14 protein-coding genes are annotated in these 16,682 nt (G+C 64.8%); 9 read left to right on the top strand and 5 right to left on the bottom strand.

The features are described 5' to 3' along the window. The first annotated feature begins 76 nt into the window (after positions 1-76). On the top strand, positions 77-2,410 hold the full coding sequence (locus tag KW830_RS08705) for a DNA translocase FtsK (RefSeq protein ID WP_218332859.1): 2,334 nt from the start codon (positions 77-79) through the stop codon (positions 2,408-2,410). A gap of 48 nt (positions 2,411-2,458) precedes the next feature. Next, positions 2,459-3,091: an outer membrane lipoprotein chaperone LolA gene (gene lolA / locus KW830_RS08700; protein ID WP_066539707.1), complete on the top strand. Its 633-nt coding sequence runs from the start codon at positions 2,459-2,461 to the stop codon at positions 3,089-3,091. A 246-nt stretch (positions 3,092-3,337) separates the two neighbouring features. Here the strand turns inward: lolA and brnQ are convergent, their stop codons facing one another. Then, on the bottom strand, positions 3,338-4,657 hold the full coding sequence (gene brnQ, locus KW830_RS08695) for a branched-chain amino acid transport system II carrier protein (protein ID WP_218332858.1): 1,320 nt from the start codon (positions 4,655-4,657) through the stop codon (positions 3,338-3,340). Between the two features lie 313 nt (positions 4,658-4,970). Between brnQ and KW830_RS08690 the strand changes: the two genes are divergently transcribed. Then, positions 4,971-6,395 carry a replication-associated recombination protein A gene (locus KW830_RS08690; RefSeq protein WP_218332857.1) on the top strand — a complete coding sequence of 475 codons (1,425 nt, stop codon included), beginning with the start codon at positions 4,971-4,973 and terminating at the stop codon, positions 6,393-6,395. A gap of 129 nt (positions 6,396-6,524) precedes the next feature. Here KW830_RS08690 and KW830_RS08685 read toward each other — a convergent pair whose 3' ends face one another. Further along, positions 6,525-6,776 carry a hypothetical protein gene (locus tag KW830_RS08685; RefSeq protein WP_218332856.1) on the bottom strand — a complete coding sequence of 84 codons (252 nt, stop codon included), beginning with the start codon at positions 6,774-6,776 and terminating at the stop codon, positions 6,525-6,527. On the opposite strand from KW830_RS08685, the gene KW830_RS08680 reads away from it, so the two are divergent. From KW830_RS08680 to KW830_RS08655, 6 genes are all read left to right on the top strand, one after another. After that, positions 6,777-7,706, top strand: coding sequence for a branched-chain amino acid ABC transporter permease (locus KW830_RS08680; protein WP_066539696.1), 930 nt, complete (start codon positions 6,777-6,779; stop codon positions 7,704-7,706). A 15-nt stretch (positions 7,707-7,721) separates the two neighbouring features. Continuing rightward, on the top strand, positions 7,722-8,801 hold the full coding sequence (locus KW830_RS08675) for an ABC transporter ATP-binding protein (RefSeq protein ID WP_192334323.1): 1,080 nt from the start codon (positions 7,722-7,724) through the stop codon (positions 8,799-8,801). Positions 8,802-8,824: 23 nt separating this feature from the next. Beyond that, positions 8,825-9,625 carry an ABC transporter ATP-binding protein gene (locus tag KW830_RS08670; RefSeq protein WP_218332855.1) on the top strand — a complete coding sequence of 267 codons (801 nt, stop codon included), beginning with the start codon at positions 8,825-8,827 and terminating at the stop codon, positions 9,623-9,625. Positions 9,626-9,627: 2 nt separating this feature from the next. Continuing rightward, positions 9,628-10,368 carry an ABC transporter ATP-binding protein gene (locus KW830_RS08665; RefSeq protein WP_218332854.1) on the top strand — a complete coding sequence of 247 codons (741 nt, stop codon included), beginning with the start codon at positions 9,628-9,630 and terminating at the stop codon, positions 10,366-10,368. 644 nt (positions 10,369-11,012) lie between these two features. Beyond that, entirely contained in the window at positions 11,013-11,660 is a 648-nt protein-coding gene (locus KW830_RS08660; protein WP_218332853.1) for a DUF47 domain-containing protein, read from the top strand. A gap of 20 nt (positions 11,661-11,680) precedes the next feature. Further along, positions 11,681-12,691 (top strand): inorganic phosphate transporter, encoded by a 1,011-nt coding sequence (locus KW830_RS08655; RefSeq protein WP_066539686.1) that lies wholly within the window; start codon positions 11,681-11,683, stop codon positions 12,689-12,691. Between the two features lie 122 nt (positions 12,692-12,813). On the opposite strand, the gene KW830_RS08650 is transcribed toward KW830_RS08655, so the two are convergent. The 3 genes from KW830_RS08650 to KW830_RS08640 all read right to left on the bottom strand — a co-directional run bounded on the left by KW830_RS08650 (position 12,814) and on the right by KW830_RS08640 (position 16,669). After that, positions 12,814-13,029, bottom strand: coding sequence for a hypothetical protein (locus tag KW830_RS08650; protein ID WP_066539684.1), 216 nt, complete (start codon positions 13,027-13,029; stop codon positions 12,814-12,816). Beyond that, positions 13,026-14,186: a PepSY domain-containing protein gene (locus KW830_RS08645; RefSeq protein ID WP_218332852.1), complete on the bottom strand. Its 1,161-nt coding sequence runs from the start codon at positions 14,184-14,186 to the stop codon at positions 13,026-13,028. Before KW830_RS08645 ends, KW830_RS08650 begins: the two co-directional genes overlap by 4 nt. A gap of 86 nt (positions 14,187-14,272) precedes the next feature. Then, a complete protein-coding gene (locus KW830_RS08640) occupies positions 14,273-16,669 on the bottom strand; it encodes a TonB-dependent receptor (protein WP_255578232.1) in 2,397 nt (798 codons plus the stop codon). Positions 16,670-16,682 lie beyond the last annotated feature (13 nt).

The raw sequence follows: 16,682 nt of genomic DNA, 5'->3' as shown, positions 1-16,682 counted from the left end.
GCAACTGTTTGCATTTGCCCTGCGGCCGGAACCCTGGGGGAGCCCGGAGCGCTGCGGTAAGCTACCCGCCTTGCGTATGACTTATTCACTGAATGCCTTGAACACCGCGTCTGCAAAAGTCCCGCCCAAAGCGGGCATTGTTCGTTTCGGACACGAGGTGTGCCTGGTGGTGGCGTTGCTGGCGCTGATCTTCTGGCTGCTGGCACTGTGCACCTACTCTCCCCAAGATGCGGCCTGGTCCACCAGCGGCCTGGCCAACGGCGTGGTCGTGCGCAACTGGGCGGGGCGTTTCGGGGCCTGGCTGGCCGATACCTCGTACTTCGGCTTTGGCTATTCGGTCTGGTGGGCGGTGCTGGCGGCGGTGTTCGCCTGGGGTCGTTCGCTGCGCCGCTGGATGCGTGGCGAAACGCTGGAAGGCCATGCCTGGCGGGACAACCTCACGTTCTGGGGCGGGCTGCTGCTGCTGCTGGCGGCCAGCACGGCGCTGGAATGGTCGCGCCTGTACCGGCTGGAAACCCATCTGCCCGGCCATGCCGGTGGCGTGATGGGTTATCTGCTGGGCAAGGCCGGTGTGGGCTGGTTCGGCTTCACCGGCTCCGGGCTGCTGGGCATCATGCTGATGATTCTGGGTCTGGGTCTGGTGTTCCATTTTTCCTGGGGCACGGTGGCAGAGACCCTGGGCGCGCGCATCGACACCCTGGTGCGCATCGGCCAGCAGCACCGCGAAAAGGTCAAGGACGTGGCGGTCGGCCGCAAGGCCGCACAGGAGCGCCGGGACGTGCTGGACGACGTGCACCTGGGTGCCGAAGAGGCCTACCAGCCCAAGCCGGTGCAGATCAACACCCCTGCACCACCGCCGGTGGTGCCCAGCGAGCGGGTCATCAAGGAACGCCAGAAGCCCTTGTTCGAGGACAAGGAAATGGCCGATAGTGCGTTGCCGCAGGTGGATTTGCTGGACGCCCCGCCGGCCAAGCAGGAAACCGTGTCCGCCGACACGCTGGAGATGACCAGCCGCCTGATCGAGAAGAAGCTCAAGGACTTCGGCGTGGAAGTGCATGTGGTGCAGGCAACGCCCGGCCCGGTGGTCACGCGCTACGAGATCGAACCCGCCACCGGCGTGAAGGGTTCGCAGGTGGTGAACCTGGCCAAGGATCTGGCGCGCTCGCTGTCGCTGGTGTCGGTGCGGGTGATCGAGACCATTCCGGGCAAGAACTACATGGCGCTGGAGCTGCCCAATGCGCGGCGCCAGTCGATCCGGCTGTCGGAAGTGCTGGGCTCGCAGGTCTACCACGACGCCAAGAGCCTGCTGACCATGGGCCTGGGCAAGGATATCGAAGGCAAGCCTGTGGTGGCCGACCTGGCCAAGATGCCCCATGTGCTGGTGGCAGGTACCACCGGCTCGGGCAAGTCGGTCGGTATCAACGCCATGATTCTGTCCCTGCTCTACAAGGCCGAGGCCAAGGACGTGCGCCTGTTGATGATCGACCCCAAGATGCTGGAAATGTCGGTCTACGAAGGCATTCCCCACCTGCTGTGCCCGGTGGTGACCGACATGAAGATGGCGGCCAACGGCCTGAACTGGTGCGTGGCCGAGATGGAGCGCCGCTACAAGCTGATGTCCAAGCTGGGAGTGCGCAATCTGGCGGGCTACAACACCAAGATCGATGATGCCAAGAGCAAGGGCGAGATCATTGGCAACCCGTTCAGCCTGACGCCGGAATCGCCCGAGCCCTTGCAGCGCCTGCCGCACATCGTCATCGTGATCGACGAGCTGGCCGACCTGATGATGGTGGTGGGCAAGAAGATCGAAGAGTTGATCGCCCGCTTGGCGCAAAAGGCGCGTGCCGCTGGTATTCACCTGATTTTGGCCACCCAGCGCCCCAGCGTGGACGTGATCACCGGCCTGATCAAGGCCAATATCCCGACGCGTATCGCTTTCCAGGTCTCCAGCAAGATCGACAGCCGTACCGTGCTGGACCAGATGGGCGCCGAGTCGCTGCTGGGCATGGGCGACATGCTCTACATGGCCAGCGGTACCGGTCTGCCCATCCGCGTGCACGGTGCGTTCGTGTCGGACGATGAGGTGCATCGCGTGGTCTCCTACCTGAAGGAGCAGGGCGAGCCCGACTATATCGACGGGGTGCTGGAGTCTTCGCTGTCCGACGAAGGCGGCGGGGGTGACGGAGAAGGTGGTGGCGATGGCGAGCAGGATCCCATGTACGACCAGGCCGTCGAGATTGTGCTGAAAGACCGCAAGGCCAGCATTTCCTATGTGCAGCGCAAACTGCGCATCGGCTACAACCGGTCGGCCAACCTGCTGGAGCAGATGGAGCGGGCCGGTCTGGTCAGCTCCCTTACATCCAGCGGCCAGCGTGAAGTGCTGGTGCCGGCTGGCCGTGGGGATGAATGAGGGCGGCTGCCGTTGGCTGCCCCTGAGATTGCGACAAGGAGTTCGCGCATGCGCAAGATGATTTCCGCCCTGGCACTGTCGGTGCTGCCACTGTGGGCCCTGGCCGATGGCATGGGCAGCCTGGAATCCTTCATGAAGGAATCCCAGGCGGGCAAGGCCCAGTTCACCCAGACGGTCACCTCCCCGGGACGGGACGGCCAGCCCGGCCGTACCAAGACCAGCAGTGGCGAGTTCCAGTTCCAGCGCCCGGGCAGGTTCAGCTTCCACTACACCAAGCCGTTCGAGCAGGTGATCGTGGCCGATGGCAAGACGCTGTGGATGCTGGACAAGGACCTGAACCAGGTCACGCAGCGCCCGCAAAGCCAGGCGCTGGCCAGCACGCCGGCGGCCATCCTGGCCTCGGCCACCGACCTGAACGGTCTGCGCAAGGATTTCAACCTGGGCAACGCCCCCGATGCCGACGGCATGGAATGGGTGCAGGCCGAGCCCCGCTCCAGCGACAACCAGCTGCGCCAGGTGCGCGTGGGCTTTGCCGGCGGCAAGCTGGCGGCACTGGACATTGTGGACAGCTTTGGCCAGCGTTCGCTGATCCGCTTCAGCCAGTTGCAGCTGCTGCCTTCGCTGCCGGCATCTACATTCCACTTCACCCCGCCGGCCGGGGCGGACGTGCTCAAGCAGTAACGGTGTTCCACGCCGGCGTGTGTCGGGGTGGTCCGTACCGCGCGAACGCCGTGTCTGAAATTTAGGTGTGAGCGCACGCTTTTTATCTGTGGTCCTGCGGATGATGATCATGCTGGATGGAGTGCTGCATGCAAGGTTGCCATGCCGTCCACCGCAGCCTGCAGGCATAGCTGAAAGAGATTCCCAACAAAAAGGGCGCACCCCGCAAGAGGTGCGCCCTTTGGCATGGTGCGGCGGAAAAGCCGCTCAGGCCTGTGCCGGGTGGCTGCGGGCAGGCAGCAGGCGGTCGGCGGTGGCGGCCAGCAGCAGCATGGCCAGCACCGGGGTCAGCCAGGCCATGCCCATGGCAGCGCCGGGCAGGCTGGTGATCCACGTGGGCAGCTCCATCAGGCCCACGGCCTTGGCACCGTCCAGCAGGCCCAGCAGCAGGGCCACGGCCATCACCGGGGCGTAGACGCGGCGGGCATGCTTCCAGCAGCCCGACAGCAGGCTCAGCGCCACCAGGGCGATCGCCACCGGGTAGACCGTCACCAGCACTGGCACGGCCACGGCGATCAGCTGTTCCAGGCCCTGGTTGGCCACCACGGCGCTGAACACGCACAGCGCAGTCACCACCGTGCGGTAGGAAAACGGCAGCAACTGGCTGAAATAGCTGCCGCAGGCGCTGACCAGGCCCACGCCGGTGGTCAGGCAGGCCAGCAGAATCACCACGGCCAGCAGCACCATGCCGGCGGCGCCAAAGGTGTGCTGCACGTAGGTGGTGAGGATCTGCACGCCGGTGGAGGCGCTTTGCACCAGGCCGCCGCTGGTGGCACCCAGGTAGATCAGCGATACATAGACCAGGCCCAGGCCGGTGGCGGCGATGATGGCGGCAATGATGGTGTAGCGGGTGTGCAGGCGGGTGTCGGTGATGCCGCTGTCCTTGATGGCGTTGACAATGACGATGCCGAACACCAGTGCGGCCAGGGCGTCCATGGTCTGGTAGCCCTGCACAAAGCCCTGGCCCAGGGCCAGGCTGCTGCTCTGGTAATCGGGCAGGCTGGCCGACAGCGTGCCGGCGGGCAGCAAGAAGGCTGCGCCCCCCAGCACCACCAGGGCCAGGATCAGCACCGGGGTGATCAGCTTGCCGATGGTGTCCACCAGCTTGCCGGGGAACAGGGCCAGCAGCAGGGTCAGGCCAAAGTACAGCACGGTGTAGGCCCCCAGCGCCAGCGGGCTGTTGCCCACGAAGGGCGCCACGCCCAGCTCGAACGACACGGTGGCCGTGCGCGGCGTCGCAAACAGCGGGCCGATGGTCAGGTACACGGCGGCGCCCAGCAGCACGCCCGCCACCTTGCCGATGGGGGTGGTGATGGTCTGCAGGCCGCCGCCCACGCGGGCCAGCGCCACCACGGTGACCAGCGGCAGGCCCACGCCGGTGAGCAGAAAGCCCACGGCGGCGCTCCACAGGTGTTCACCTGCGGCCAGACCGACGATGGGGGGGAAGATGATGTTGCCTGCGCCCAGAAACAGCGCAAACGTCATGAAGCCGAGGGCCATCAGGTCCCGCGTCTTGAGTGTTGTCATACCAAAAGCCCTGCACCCCGGCGGCGCAAGCGCGCCCGGGGATGCGTTGAAAACATTGCAAACCAAACGAAAGCGGGGATTCGGTAGAGTGCATTGGCACTGGCCGGCGGTAGGTCGGTCGCAGGCTGCACGTTGCCAGGCACTGGGTGGCAGCAGGCGGCAACCGAATCGGGCAGGGCATGGGCCGTTAAGCTTGTGGCTGACGGGCCAGAAGGCGCTGCTGTTCCATCTGCGTGAGGGGTGACCTCGCAAATGGAGAGCATGTGTCCGCTGAAACCCTATTTTGCCTGATGTGAACTTCTGATATATGGCTATGCCCCGTAACCCTGCCACAACCACTGATTTGTTTGGCGCCCCTGCGGCCGGTGCCGCCGGTGGCGCAGCGGCCCTGCCCGCCCACCAGCCGCTGGCCGAGCGCCTGCGCCCGCATACGCTGGGCGAGGTGGTGGGGCAGCAGCAGGTGCTGGGCGAAGGCATGCCGCTGCGGCTGGCGTTCGAATCCGGCCGGCCGCACAGCTGCATCCTGTGGGGCCCCCCGGGAGTGGGCAAGACCACCATCGCCCGGTTGATGGCCGATGCGTTCGATGCCCAGTTCATCTCCATCAGCGCGGTGCTGGGCGGGGTCAAGGACATCCGCGAGGCCGTGGAAAAAGCCCAGATGGCGCGGGACAGCCTGCTGCAGCAGCGCACCATCGTGTTCGTGGACGAGGTGCACCGCTTCAACAAAAGCCAGCAGGATGCCTTCCTGCCGCACGTGGAAAGCGGGCTGTTCACCTTCATCGGCGCCACCACCGAGAACCCTTCGTTCGAGGTGAACTCTGCCCTGCTGTCGCGCGCGGCCGTCTATGTGCTGCAGAGTCTGACGGCCGAGGATTTGCAGCGCATCGTGGCCAAGGCGCAGGCACTGGGCGCCGTGCCGCCCATCGAGGAAGATGCGCTGGAGCGCCTGATTGCCTATGCCGACGGCGATGCGCGGCGCCTGCTGAACACGCTGGAGACGCTGTCCATCACGGCCGAGCAGGCGAAGGTGGAGGTGATCACTGATGTCTGGCTGCTGCAGGTGCTGGGCGAGCGCATGCGCCGCTACGACAAGGGGGGCGAGCAGTTCTACGACACCATCAGTGCGCTGCACAAGTCGGTGCGCGGCTCCGACCCGGATGCGGCCCTGTACTGGCTGGTGCGCATGCTCGACGGCGGCGCAGACCCGCGCTACATGGCGCGGCGGCTGATCCGCATGGCCTGGGAAGACATCGGTCTGGCCGATCCGCGCGCCATGCAGATCACCAACGAGGCGGCACAGACCTATGAGCGGCTGGGCAGCCCCGAAGGTGAGCTGGCGCTGGCCCAGGCTGTGCTCTATCTGGCCGTGGCCCCCAAGAGCAATGCCGGCTACAACGCCTACAACCAGATGCGCGCGTTGGTGAAGAGCGACAGCACCCGCCCGGTGCCCATGCACCTGCGCAATGCCCCGACCCGGATGATGAAGGACATGGACTGGGGCAAGGGCTACCGCTACGCCCATGACGAGGAGGGCGCGTTTGCCGCCGGCGAGCGCTACTTTCCCGATGGCATGGACGAGCAGCGCCTGTACCAGCCCGTGCCGCGCGGCCTGGAAATCAAGATCGGCGACAAGCTGGCCCAGCTGCGCGCGCTGAATGCGGCGGCCCGGGAGGCGGCAGAGCCCGGCGTGGACCCGCAACCGTCTGCGCCAGGCGACACAGGGTCCGTCCCAGGCTGACAGGCGGCTGAAGACTTGGTGCCTGCGGGTTGTCCCTGAGCCCGCGTGTGGTGCGCAGGTGTGCACGCTGCTGGTGCGTCGTTTATTGATGCGTGGCAGGCATTAATTGCTGCGAAGCAACAAACACTTTCATTGCATGCTGTGCATGGATGGGCGGCCTTGCACGCCTGCTGTCCCGGCACGGCGGTGCACCGCAATGGCAAGGGTAACCCCCATTTTGGGGAGCTGACCAAGTCCATAACGTGCTGCCATTGCTTTTTCCGGCAGCCCGCCCGAAATCTTTCTGGCGGGTTTTTTGCTACTGGAAAAAGGCGTGCGCGGGGCTGGGTGGACCAACGGGTGGTTTGTCTGGAAATCTGCCACCTTGAAGGGAAGCGACATATGGATATCTTGCTGCAGCAGATCATCAATGGTCTGGTCCTCGGCAGCATGTACGCCTTGATAGCCCTGGGCTACACCATGGTGTACGGCATCATTCAGCTCATCAACTTTGCCCACGGCGAAGTGCTGATGGTGGGCGCGTTGACGAGTTGGAGTTGTATCGGCCTGATGCAGGAGGCCATGCCCGGCGCACCGGGCTGGGTGATCCTGCTGCTGGCCACGGTCATCGCCTGCGTGGTGGCGGCCTGCCTGAACTTTTGTATCGAAAAGATCGCTTACCGCCCGCTGCGCAACAGCCCGCGTCTGGCGCCACTGATCACCGCCATCGGCGTGTCCATCCTGCTGCAGGCCCTGGCCATGATCATCTGGAAGCCCAATCCCAAGGCCTACCCGGTGTTGCTGTCGCCCGATCCCTATGAGATCGCCGGTGCCGTGATCACGCCCACGCAGATCCTGATCCTGGCCGTGACGGCCGTGTCCCTGGCCACGCTGGTCTACCTGGTCAACTACACCCGCCTGGGCCGCGCCATGCGCGCCACGGCCGAGAATCCGCGCGTCGCGGCCCTGATGGGCGTGCGCCCGGACATGGTGATTTCCGCCACCTTCATCATCGGTGCCGTGCTGGCGGCCATCGCCGGCATCATGTGGGCCTCCAACTACGGCACGGTGCAGCACACCATGGGCTTCCTGCCCGGTCTGAAGGCCTTCACGGCGGCGGTGTTCGGCGGCATCGGCAACCTGGCCGGCGCCGTGATCGGCGGCATCCTGCTGGGCCTGATCGAATCCATCGGCTCGGGCTACATCGGCCAGCTCACCGGCGGTGTGCTGGGCAGCCACTACACCGACATTTTTGCGTTCATCGTGCTGATCATCATTCTGACCCTGCGCCCCTCGGGCCTGATGGGTGAGCGTGTGGCGGACCGCGCATAAGAGAGGGAACGCAACATGCAATCCAAGAAAACCGTGCAATGGGCGCTGTGGGGCATTGTGCTGCTGGTGCTGCCACTGGTGCTGCAGTACTTCGGCAACGCCTGGGTGCGTATCGCCGACCTGGCGCTGCTGTATGTGATGCTGGCCCTGGGGCTGAACATCGTCGTGGGTTATGCCGGCCTGCTGGACCTGGGCTATGTGGCGTTCTACGCCGTGGGCGCCTATATGTTCGGCCTGATGGCCTCGCCCCATCTGTCCGAGACCTTCGCCTGGTTCCAGTCCATGTTCCCAGACGGGCTGCACTCCAGCATCTGGCTGGTGATTCCGCTGGCAGCGCTGCTGGCGGCCTGTACCGGGGTGCTGCTGGGGATCCCGGTGCTGAAGCTGCGCGGCGACTACCTGGCCATCGTGACGCTGGGTTTCGGTGAAATCATCCGCATCTTCATGAACAACCTGGACCATCCGGTGAACATCACCAACGGTCCCAAGGGCCTGAGCCAGATCGACTCGATCCAGGTGTTCGGTGTCGACCTGGCCAAGCGCCAGGAGATTTTCGGTTTCGACATCAGCTCGGTGACCATGTACTACTACCTGTTCCTGGTGCTGGTGCTGATCACGGTGGTGATCTGCTATCGCCTGCAGGATTCGCGCATCGGCCGCGCCTGGATGGCGATCCGCGAAGATGAGATCGCCGCCAAGGCCATGGGCATCAACGTGCGCAACATGAAGCTGCTGGCCTTTGGCATGGGGGCCACCTTCGGCGGCGTCTCGGGCGCCATGTTCGCCGGCTTCCAGGGCTTTGTGTCGCCGGAATCCTTCAGCCTGATGGAGTCCGTGATGATTGTGGCCATGGTGGTGCTGGGCGGTCTGGGCCATATCCCCGGCGTGATCCTGGGCGCCGTGCTGCTGGCTTCGCTGCCGGAGGTGCTGCGCTATGTGGCGGGCCCGCTGCAGGAGTTGACCGGTGGCCGCCTGGACGCCGCCATCCTGCGCCAGCTGCTGATCGCACTGGCCATGATCGTCGTGATGCTGTTGCGTCCGCGCGGCCTGTGGCCGACCCCGGAACACGGCAAGAGCCTGGCGCAAAAGGGATGAGCGCCATGCAAGGAGTTGAAGCAATGACAGCCACCACGGCCCCCGCCGCAGCCGACACCGATGTGGTGTTGAAGGTCGCGGGCATTTCCAAGCGATTCGGCGGCCTGCAGGCCTTGAGCGATGTCGGCGTGACCATCCGCCGCGGTCAGGTCTACGGGCTGATCGGTCCCAACGGCGCCGGCAAGACCACGTTCTTCAATGTGATCACCGGTCTGTACACGCCGGACAGCGGCAGCTTTTCGCTGGCGGGTCACCCCTACGAGCCCACGGCCGTACACAAGGTGGCCAAGGCCGGCATCGCCCGCACCTTCCAGAACATCCGTCTGTTTGCCGAAATGACGGCCCTGGAGAACGTGATGGTGGGGCGGCATGTGCGCACCCATTCCGGTCTGATCGGCGCCGTGCTGCGCACCCCCGGCTTCAAGGCCGAGGAAGCCGCCATCCGCCAGCGTGCCCAGGAGCTGCTGGAGTACGTGGGCATTGCCAAGTACGCCGACTTCAAGGCGCGCACGCTGTCGTACGGCGACCAGCGGCGCCTGGAAATCGCCCGCGCACTGGCCACCGACCCACAGCTGATTGCACTGGACGAGCCGGCTGCCGGCATGAATGCCACCGAGAAGGTGCAGCTGCGCGAGCTGATCGACCGCATCCGCAAGGACAACCGCACCATCTTGCTGATCGAGCACGACGTGAAGCTGGTGATGGGCCTGTGCGACCGCGTGACGGTGCTGGACTACGGCAAGCAGATTGCCGAAGGCACGCCGGCCGAAGTGCAGAAGAACGACAAAGTGATCGAGGCCTATCTGGGCACCGGAGGGCATTGAGCATGGCAGAGCAAGCAACACAGCGCACCAGGGAGGTGCTGCTGCAGGTCAAGGGCCTGAAGGTGTCCTACGGGGGGATCCAGGCCGTCAAGGGTGTGGACTTCGAGGTGCGCCAGGGCGAGCTGGTCTCGCTGATCGGCTCCAACGGTGCCGGCAAGACCACCACCATGAAGGCCATCACCCGCACGCTGAATGCCAATGGCGGCGAGATCAGCTACCTGGGCAGGAGCGTGCAGGGGCGCGGTGCCTGGGATCTGGTCAAGGAAGGCCTGATCATGGTGCCCGAAGGGCGTGGCGTGTTCGCCCGCATGACCATCACGGAAAACCTGCTGATGGGGGCGTATACCAAGAACGACAAGGCGCAGATTGCGGCCGACATCGAGCGCATGTTCGTGCTGTTCCCGCGCCTGAAGGAACGCCGCGACCAGCTGGCCGGCACCATGTCCGGCGGCGAGCAGCAGATGCTGGCCATGGCGCGCGCGTTGATGGGCCACCCCAAGCTGCTGCTGCTGGACGAGCCATCCATGGGCCTGTCCCCCATCATGGTGGACAAGATCTTCGAGGTGGTGGCCGATGTGCACGCCCAGGGCATGACCATCGTGCTGGTGGAGCAGAACGCCAGCCGTGCGCTGGCACTGGCCAACCGTGGCTATGTGATGGAGTCCGGCAACATCACCATGGAAGGCGAGGGCAAGACCCTGCTGGACGACCCGCGCGTGCGCGCTGCCTACCTGGGCGAGTAAGCACCCAGCCCCTGCTGCCGGCCGGAGTGGCCGCAGCGGGGTGGGGTGGCCCTGGCAAAGGCATGAAACCGGTTGGTAACCGGCGCCCTGCAGCCCTCTGTGCGGGGAAATGCACAGCAGTGCTGACGGTGCATAAAACAATTGCTATTAAAAACATAGCTATCTATGCATATCTATATTTGTTTTTGATATAAAAACACCGTCATATCCATGGCAGAAAAGAATAAATAGCTCCTTTATTAGGAGTGAATGTGGCGGATGGCCGCACGGCGAGGCCTTTGTCGCTGCGGCGCAACATTTTGCGCAGATTTATTTTCTGCCGCCCGCGCTGGCGCCCGCCCCTCTGAAAACACGGCCTGCCAACGGAAGTGAGTCGTCCCTACGCAGGAGGGGGTGATGCCCTACTGCCTGCGAACCCCAGGCGGTTTGGGTAAAAATTGCCGCCTATCGACAGTACCGACATGTGCACGTCACACGAAAAACGTACTGCGATGGCCTGCCGGCGCCCATGGAAAAGGGCACCGCAGGCTGACGGCACAGAAGGCCGGCAGCCAGGCCCGATTACCCGGCGGTTACACTTCGCCGAAATTTCGCGCCAGCTGCCATCCGGGTGACTGGCATCTGTCAGTCATGAGGAGCCATTGATGCTGTTTGGCAAGCTTTTGCCGCGCGAGGGCAATTTTTTCGAAATGTTCAACCAGCATGCGGATCGCATTGTGGAGGCCGGACGTGCCTTTTCCCAGCTGGTCGCCAATTATGGCGATGAACACCTGCGCGACAAGTACAACCAGGACGTGGACAACGCCGAGCGCGCTGCCGATCGCGTGACGCACGAGGTCAACAAGACCCTGCACCAGACCTTCATCACCCCCATCGATCGCGAGCACATCCACACGCTGATCAACACGATGGACGATGTGGCCGACCTGCTGCAGGACTGTGCCGAATCGATGGCGCTGTACGACGTGCGCCACATGACGGCCGAAATCCACCGCCTGACGGACCTGAGCGTGAAGTGCTGCGAACGCGTGCGCGACGCCGTCAAGCTGCTGGACCGCATCGCCGACCAGAGCACGGCCGAAGCCGCACTCAAGACCTGCGAAGAGATCGACCGCCTGGAAGGCGATGCCGACCGCGTGCTGCGCGCCGCCATGAGCAAGCTGTTCCGTGAAGAGCCCGATGTGCGTGAAGTGATCAAGCTCAAGGCCATCTACGAGTTGCTGGAAACCGTCACCGACAAGTGCGAAGACGTGGCCAACATCATTGAGGGCATCGTCCTCGAGAACTCCTAAGCACGCAGGAGCTCTCCACCATGGAAACCGTACAAGCCGCCCTGTGGGTGGTGATTCTGCTGGTGGCGATGGCGCTGGTGTTCGACTTCATGAACGGGTTTCATGATGCGGCGAACTCGATTGCGACCGTTGTCTCCACCGGCGTGCTCAAACCCACGCAGGCCGTGGTGTTTGCCGCCTTCTTCAACTTTGTCGCCATCTTTGTCTTCCACCTGAGCGTGGCGGCCACGGTGGGCAAGGGTATTGTCCAGCCGGACATTGTCGACACCCATGTGGTGTTCGGTGCGCTGGCCGGGGCCATTGTCTGGAACGTCATCACCTGGTACTACGGCATTCCGTCCAGCTCGTCGCACGCGCTGATCGGCGGCATCGTGGGTGCCGCCATTGCCAAGGCCGGCTCCAGCGTGCTGATCGCAGGCGGCATCCTGAAGATCGTGGCCTTCATCTTCATCTCGCCGCTGCTGGGCTTTCTGTTCGGCTCGCTGATGATGGTGGCGGTCGCCTGGATCTGCCGCCGCACCCGTCCCAACAAGGTGGACAAGTGGTTCCGCCGTCTGCAGCTGGTGTCGGCCGGAGCCTATTCGCTGGGCCACGGCGGCAACGATGCACAAAAGACCATCGGCATCATCTGGCTGCTGCTGATCGCCACCGGCTACTCCACGGCAGGCGAAGCTTCTCCTCCACTGTGGACGATCATCAGCTGCTACCTGGCCATCGGCCTGGGCACGATGTTTGGTGGCTGGCGCATTGTGAAGACCATGGGCCAGAAGATCACCAAGCTCAAGCCCGTGGGCGGTTTCTGTGCCGAAACCGGCGGTGCGATGACGCTGTTCTTCGCCACCTTCCTGGGCGTTCCTGTGTCCACCACCCACACCATCACCGGTGCCATCGTCGGTGTGGGCTCCACCCAGCGCATGAGCGCGGTGCGCTGGGGCGTGGCCGGTAACATCGTCTGGGCCTGGATTCTGACCATCCCGGCCAGCGCCTTTGTGGCCGCCATCGCCTACTGGGTCAGCCTGCAGCTGTACTGATCCAGCCGCAGCGGATAGCTGCAGCTGCGTATGAAAAAAAAAGGACTTCCGGGCAGCAATGCCTGGAAGTCCTTTTTTTGTTTCTCTTTTTCTCTTTTCTCTTTTTCTATGCGCAAGGGCCGCTATTTGGGATCGGTGCGGCGTGGTGTCTGGCGGCGCAGCCAGCCGAACCACAAGCCCACCAGCACCGGGATGCCCAGGCACAGTGCGGCCAGGTGGTCACCCCAGCCATCATCGCTGAACAGGGCCGCGACGAGGCCTATCGCGGTCAGCAGCCCCAGAGCGATGGGCCAGGCCCAGAGAAAGACAAAGTGGCGGTACTTGAGAGGTTGCGTCATGCGGCACTTTCTGCGCTGTCCGGGGTCGCGGTGGATGCTGCGGGAGCCGTGTTCCTGGGCGCTGTATTGCGCTTGCGCAGCCACAGGTACAGGCCACTGCCCAGCACGATGATGGAGGCGATGTCCAGCAGCGCCCACAGAATCTGCATAGGCCGCCCGCCGTAGTCGCCAAAGTGCAGAGGCTGGGACAGCAGCAGGGTCTTCACATACCAGGGCATGGACGGGGCGGCGGTCACCTCGGCGGTGCGGGCATCGACCAGAACCGGCCACAGCAGCTTGGAGGTCAGGGGCTCGTTGCCCTTGAGAAAGAAGGTGTAGTGGTGGGGGCTGGAGTAGCTGGTGCCGGGGAAGGCCACAAAGAACAGCCGGCTGTCCGGCACCTGGCGCTGGGCCGCTTCCAGCGCGGGTTGCAACTGGGCTCGCTGCGCGGCGGGCACCAGGGGCTGGCCCTGGTAGGGCTGCAGGATGCTGGTGAGCTGGTCGTGCTGCCAGTATTTGATGACCAGGTCCGCCCAGGTGTTGATGACGCCGGTGGCGCCCACCACCAGCAGCCACACCAGGGTGACGATGCCCAGCAGGTTGTGCAGGTCCAGCCATTTCACATGCGTCTGGCGCTCGCGGCGCACGCTGCCGAACTGCAGCTTGCGCATGAAGGGGGCGTACAGCACGGTGCCGCTGACGATGGCCACCAGCAGCAGCAAGCCCATGAAGCCCAGGAACAGCTTGCCGGCCAGGCCTGCGAACAGGTCCACATGCAGCTTGAACATGATCCACATGAAGCCCTGGTCAAAGCGGGGCTCGGCCAGCAGCGCGGCGGTGCGGGCATCGACCACCACGCTGCGAAAGTCCGTGGTGGGCTCGGGCGTGGGTGTCATGGTGACAAACCACAGGTTGTAGTCGTCCTCACCGGGGGAGGCGAACTGCACCACCCGGTCGGGGTACTGGGCGCGGGCCACGGCCAGCACGTCGTCCAGGTTGGCGCGTGGGGTATCGGCTGGCATAGCCGGGGCTTCGACCTCGGTACCCAGCAGGTGGCCGATCTCGTGGTGGAAGATCAGGGGCAGGCCGGTCAGGCACAGCAGCAGCATGAAGACGGTGCAGACCAGGCTGCTCCATTTGTGCACCCAGGCCCAGGTCTTGATGGTTGTGTTTTGCATGGCAGCTCAAGAAAAGAAGGAGCGCGAGGGCCCTGCGCGGCCGGTGGGGGCGGCAGCGCAGGGCCAGAGAGAGCCTCTGACGGGTGTCAGAAGTCGATGGCCGCAGACAGCGTGAAGGTGCGCGGCGCGCTGACCATGGCGTAGGAGTAGCTCGAGGACACGGTGGTGGTCAGCCAGTAGCGGCGGTTGGCCAGGTTTTCGATGTTGGCGCGCAGCACCACCGGCTTGCCGGCCACCTGCATGGCGTAGCGGGCGCCGAAGTCCAGGCGCGTCCAGCCGGGCACGCGCAAGGTGTTGGCGTTGTCCAGGTGGACGGACGAGACATACAGCGCGCGCCCGTTCAGGCTCAGGCCCTGCACGCCCGGCACATCCCAGTCTGCGGCCACGCTCACCGTGCGGCGCGCCACATTCGGGGCGTTGTTGCCTTGCACGCTGAGGTCTTCGATGCGGGTGAGCTTGGCCTGGGTGAAGGCCGCGCTGGCCATCAGGCGCAGACCGCGCTGCAGCTCGCCATAGGTGGACAGCTCCAGGCCGCGGTTGCGTTGCTCGCCCGCGTAGCTGTAGACATTGCTGACCGGGTCGGTATAGCCGCTGGGCTTTTTGATCTGGAACACGGCAGCCTGCGTGACCATATTGCCCCAGTCCACCTTGACGCCGGCCTCCAGCTGCTTGGATTTGAAAGGTGACATGGTCTGGAAGGCATTGCTCACGCCCACCGGTGCTGTGCCCCCATCGGTCAGACCGGCGGTGTAGTTGACGTACAGCGCCAGGTGCTCCACGGGTTTGATGACGATGCCCGCCAGCGGCGAGTTCGCCGAGGTCTGCGTCTGGCTGTAGGGGGTGTGGGTCTTGATGCGCTGGTGGCGCAGACCGAAGGTCAGCAGCAGGCGGTCGTCCAGCATGGCCAGCGAATCGCTCAGTGCCAGGCCCTGCTGGCGCAGGTTGCTGTCCTTGACGGGCTTGCCGTGGCTGCCATCGACGATGGGCAAGGGGTCGTAGATCGTGGAGCTGGTGGAAGGCAGAGTGCCGTCGTAGTAGTAACCGCTGTCACGGTCCAGCCAGTTGGCGACCAGGGCGACACGGTGGTCGACGGCGCCGGTGCGGAAACTGGTCTTCACCCCCAGGTCGGCGGTGGTGGTTTCCCGGGCATCGTCGTAGATGGAGTTGCCCACCAGCATGCGGCCGCTGGAATCCAGAAGGTTGCCCGACGGGAAATTCTGGTTCACGCGAAAGTGGTTGTAGCCCACGCCGGCCATCAGGGTCAGGCGGTCGGTCAGGTCATACTCCAGCCGGCTGGTCACCATCTTGTTGGTGGAGTCGACGGACGTGCCGGGGTAGAAGTTCAGGCGGCCGTCGGGAGGGGCGGGCAGCCGCGTGTCGCTGTAGCCGCCGGGGCCGAAGAGCACCATGGCCTGGGGGCGAAATTCCCGGGTGTCGTCGTGCAGGGCCAGGGCATCCAGCGACCAGCGCAGGCGGCTGGAGCGGTAGTCCAGCCCCAGCGAGCCCATGCCCATCTTCTGGCGGCCACCGTCGATATTGCCTTCGCCGCCGCGCAGCACGCCGTTCACGCGAATGCCCCAGGCCTTGTCCTCGCCATAGCGGCGACCCACGTCCAGGTGGGTGCTCAACTGGGCCTGGCTGGTGTAGGTGGTGGTCAGCCGGGTCAGGGGGGTATCGCCGGCGCGCTTGGTCACCAGGTTGATGCTGCCGCCAATGCTGCCGTCGGGCCCTACGCCGCGTGCCAATGCGCCCGGGCCCTTGAGCAGCTCGACCCGTTCCACCATTTCTACGGGGATGGTGGTGGTGGCGGCCAGGCCGCCGAAGTTGTTCACAAAGGTCTCTCCGTTCGCGACATTGAAGCCGCGGATCTGGAACGAATCCCCAAAGCCCCCCGAGGCCGTGAGCGAGCGCACCGAGGCGTCGTTGACCACCACATCGGCCAGCGTGCGGGCTTGCTGGTTCTCCAGCAGCTCGGATGTGAAGTTGACCACGCTGAAAGGTGTATCCATCACGTCATTCGTGCCCAGCACGCCCAGGCTGCCGCCGCGCGCGATCTGGCCGCCGGCATAGGCTTCGGGCAGTCCGTCCGCACGGCTGCGCACGGTCACATCCTGCAGCGCTGTCTCGCCGGTGGCGGCGGTGATCAGCAGCGTGTTGCCGCTGATGCGGGCGTTCAAGCCACTGCCTTGCAACAGCTGCTGCGCGGCAGCCTGGGGGCTGAGCGTGCCCTGCACACCCGCGGTCTTGCGGCCTTGCAGCAGCGCCGGAGAGGCCATCAGCTGCAATTGGGCGGTGCGGGCCAGCTGGGCCAGGGCACTGTCCAGCGCCTGTGCCGGGATCTGGAAGGCGATAGGTGCCGGGGCGGCGGTAGAGACGGGCGCCGGCTGGGCGTGGACAGGGGCGCTTGCCATGGCCACCAGGGCCGCGGCGGCCAGCAGGCGCAGCCTGGCGGGGGGATGGGGGGCGAAAGAGCGGTCGGGCATAACGGAAAGAGAA

The organism is Comamonas sp. CMM03 (genome assembly GCF_019218715.1).
In the GTDB taxonomy this organism is placed as follows: Bacteria; Pseudomonadota; Gammaproteobacteria; order Burkholderiales; family Burkholderiaceae_C; genus Comamonas; species Comamonas terrigena.
The sequence above is the reverse complement of the archived record's forward strand: the minus strand, read 5'-3'. Positions and strand labels throughout refer to the sequence as shown.

Coding starts and splice junctions, on each gene's coding strand:
- KW830_RS08705 (WP_218332859.1), top strand. CDS start 77: ATGACTTATTCACTGAATGCCTTGAACACCGCGTCTGCAAAAGTCCCG.
- lolA (WP_066539707.1), top strand. CDS start 2,459: ATGCGCAAGATGATTTCCGCCCTGGCACTGTCGGTGCTGCCACTGTGG.
- brnQ (WP_218332858.1), bottom strand. CDS start 4,657: ATGACAACACTCAAGACGCGGGACCTGATGGCCCTCGGCTTCATGACG.
- KW830_RS08690 (WP_218332857.1), top strand. CDS start 4,971: ATGCCCCGTAACCCTGCCACAACCACTGATTTGTTTGGCGCCCCTGCG.
- KW830_RS08685 (WP_218332856.1), bottom strand. CDS start 6,776: ATGTCGCTTCCCTTCAAGGTGGCAGATTTCCAGACAAACCACCCGTTG.
- KW830_RS08680 (WP_066539696.1), top strand. CDS start 6,777: ATGGATATCTTGCTGCAGCAGATCATCAATGGTCTGGTCCTCGGCAGC.
- KW830_RS08675 (WP_192334323.1), top strand. CDS start 7,722: ATGCAATCCAAGAAAACCGTGCAATGGGCGCTGTGGGGCATTGTGCTG.
- KW830_RS08670 (WP_218332855.1), top strand. CDS start 8,825: ATGACAGCCACCACGGCCCCCGCCGCAGCCGACACCGATGTGGTGTTG.
- KW830_RS08665 (WP_218332854.1), top strand. CDS start 9,628: ATGGCAGAGCAAGCAACACAGCGCACCAGGGAGGTGCTGCTGCAGGTC.
- KW830_RS08660 (WP_218332853.1), top strand. CDS start 11,013: ATGCTGTTTGGCAAGCTTTTGCCGCGCGAGGGCAATTTTTTCGAAATG.
- KW830_RS08655 (WP_066539686.1), top strand. CDS start 11,681: ATGGAAACCGTACAAGCCGCCCTGTGGGTGGTGATTCTGCTGGTGGCG.
- KW830_RS08650 (WP_066539684.1), bottom strand. CDS start 13,029: ATGACGCAACCTCTCAAGTACCGCCACTTTGTCTTTCTCTGGGCCTGG.
- KW830_RS08645 (WP_218332852.1), bottom strand. CDS start 14,186: ATGCAAAACACAACCATCAAGACCTGGGCCTGGGTGCACAAATGGAGC.
- KW830_RS08640 (WP_255578232.1), bottom strand. CDS start 16,669: ATGCCCGACCGCTCTTTCGCCCCCCATCCCCCCGCCAGGCTGCGCCTG.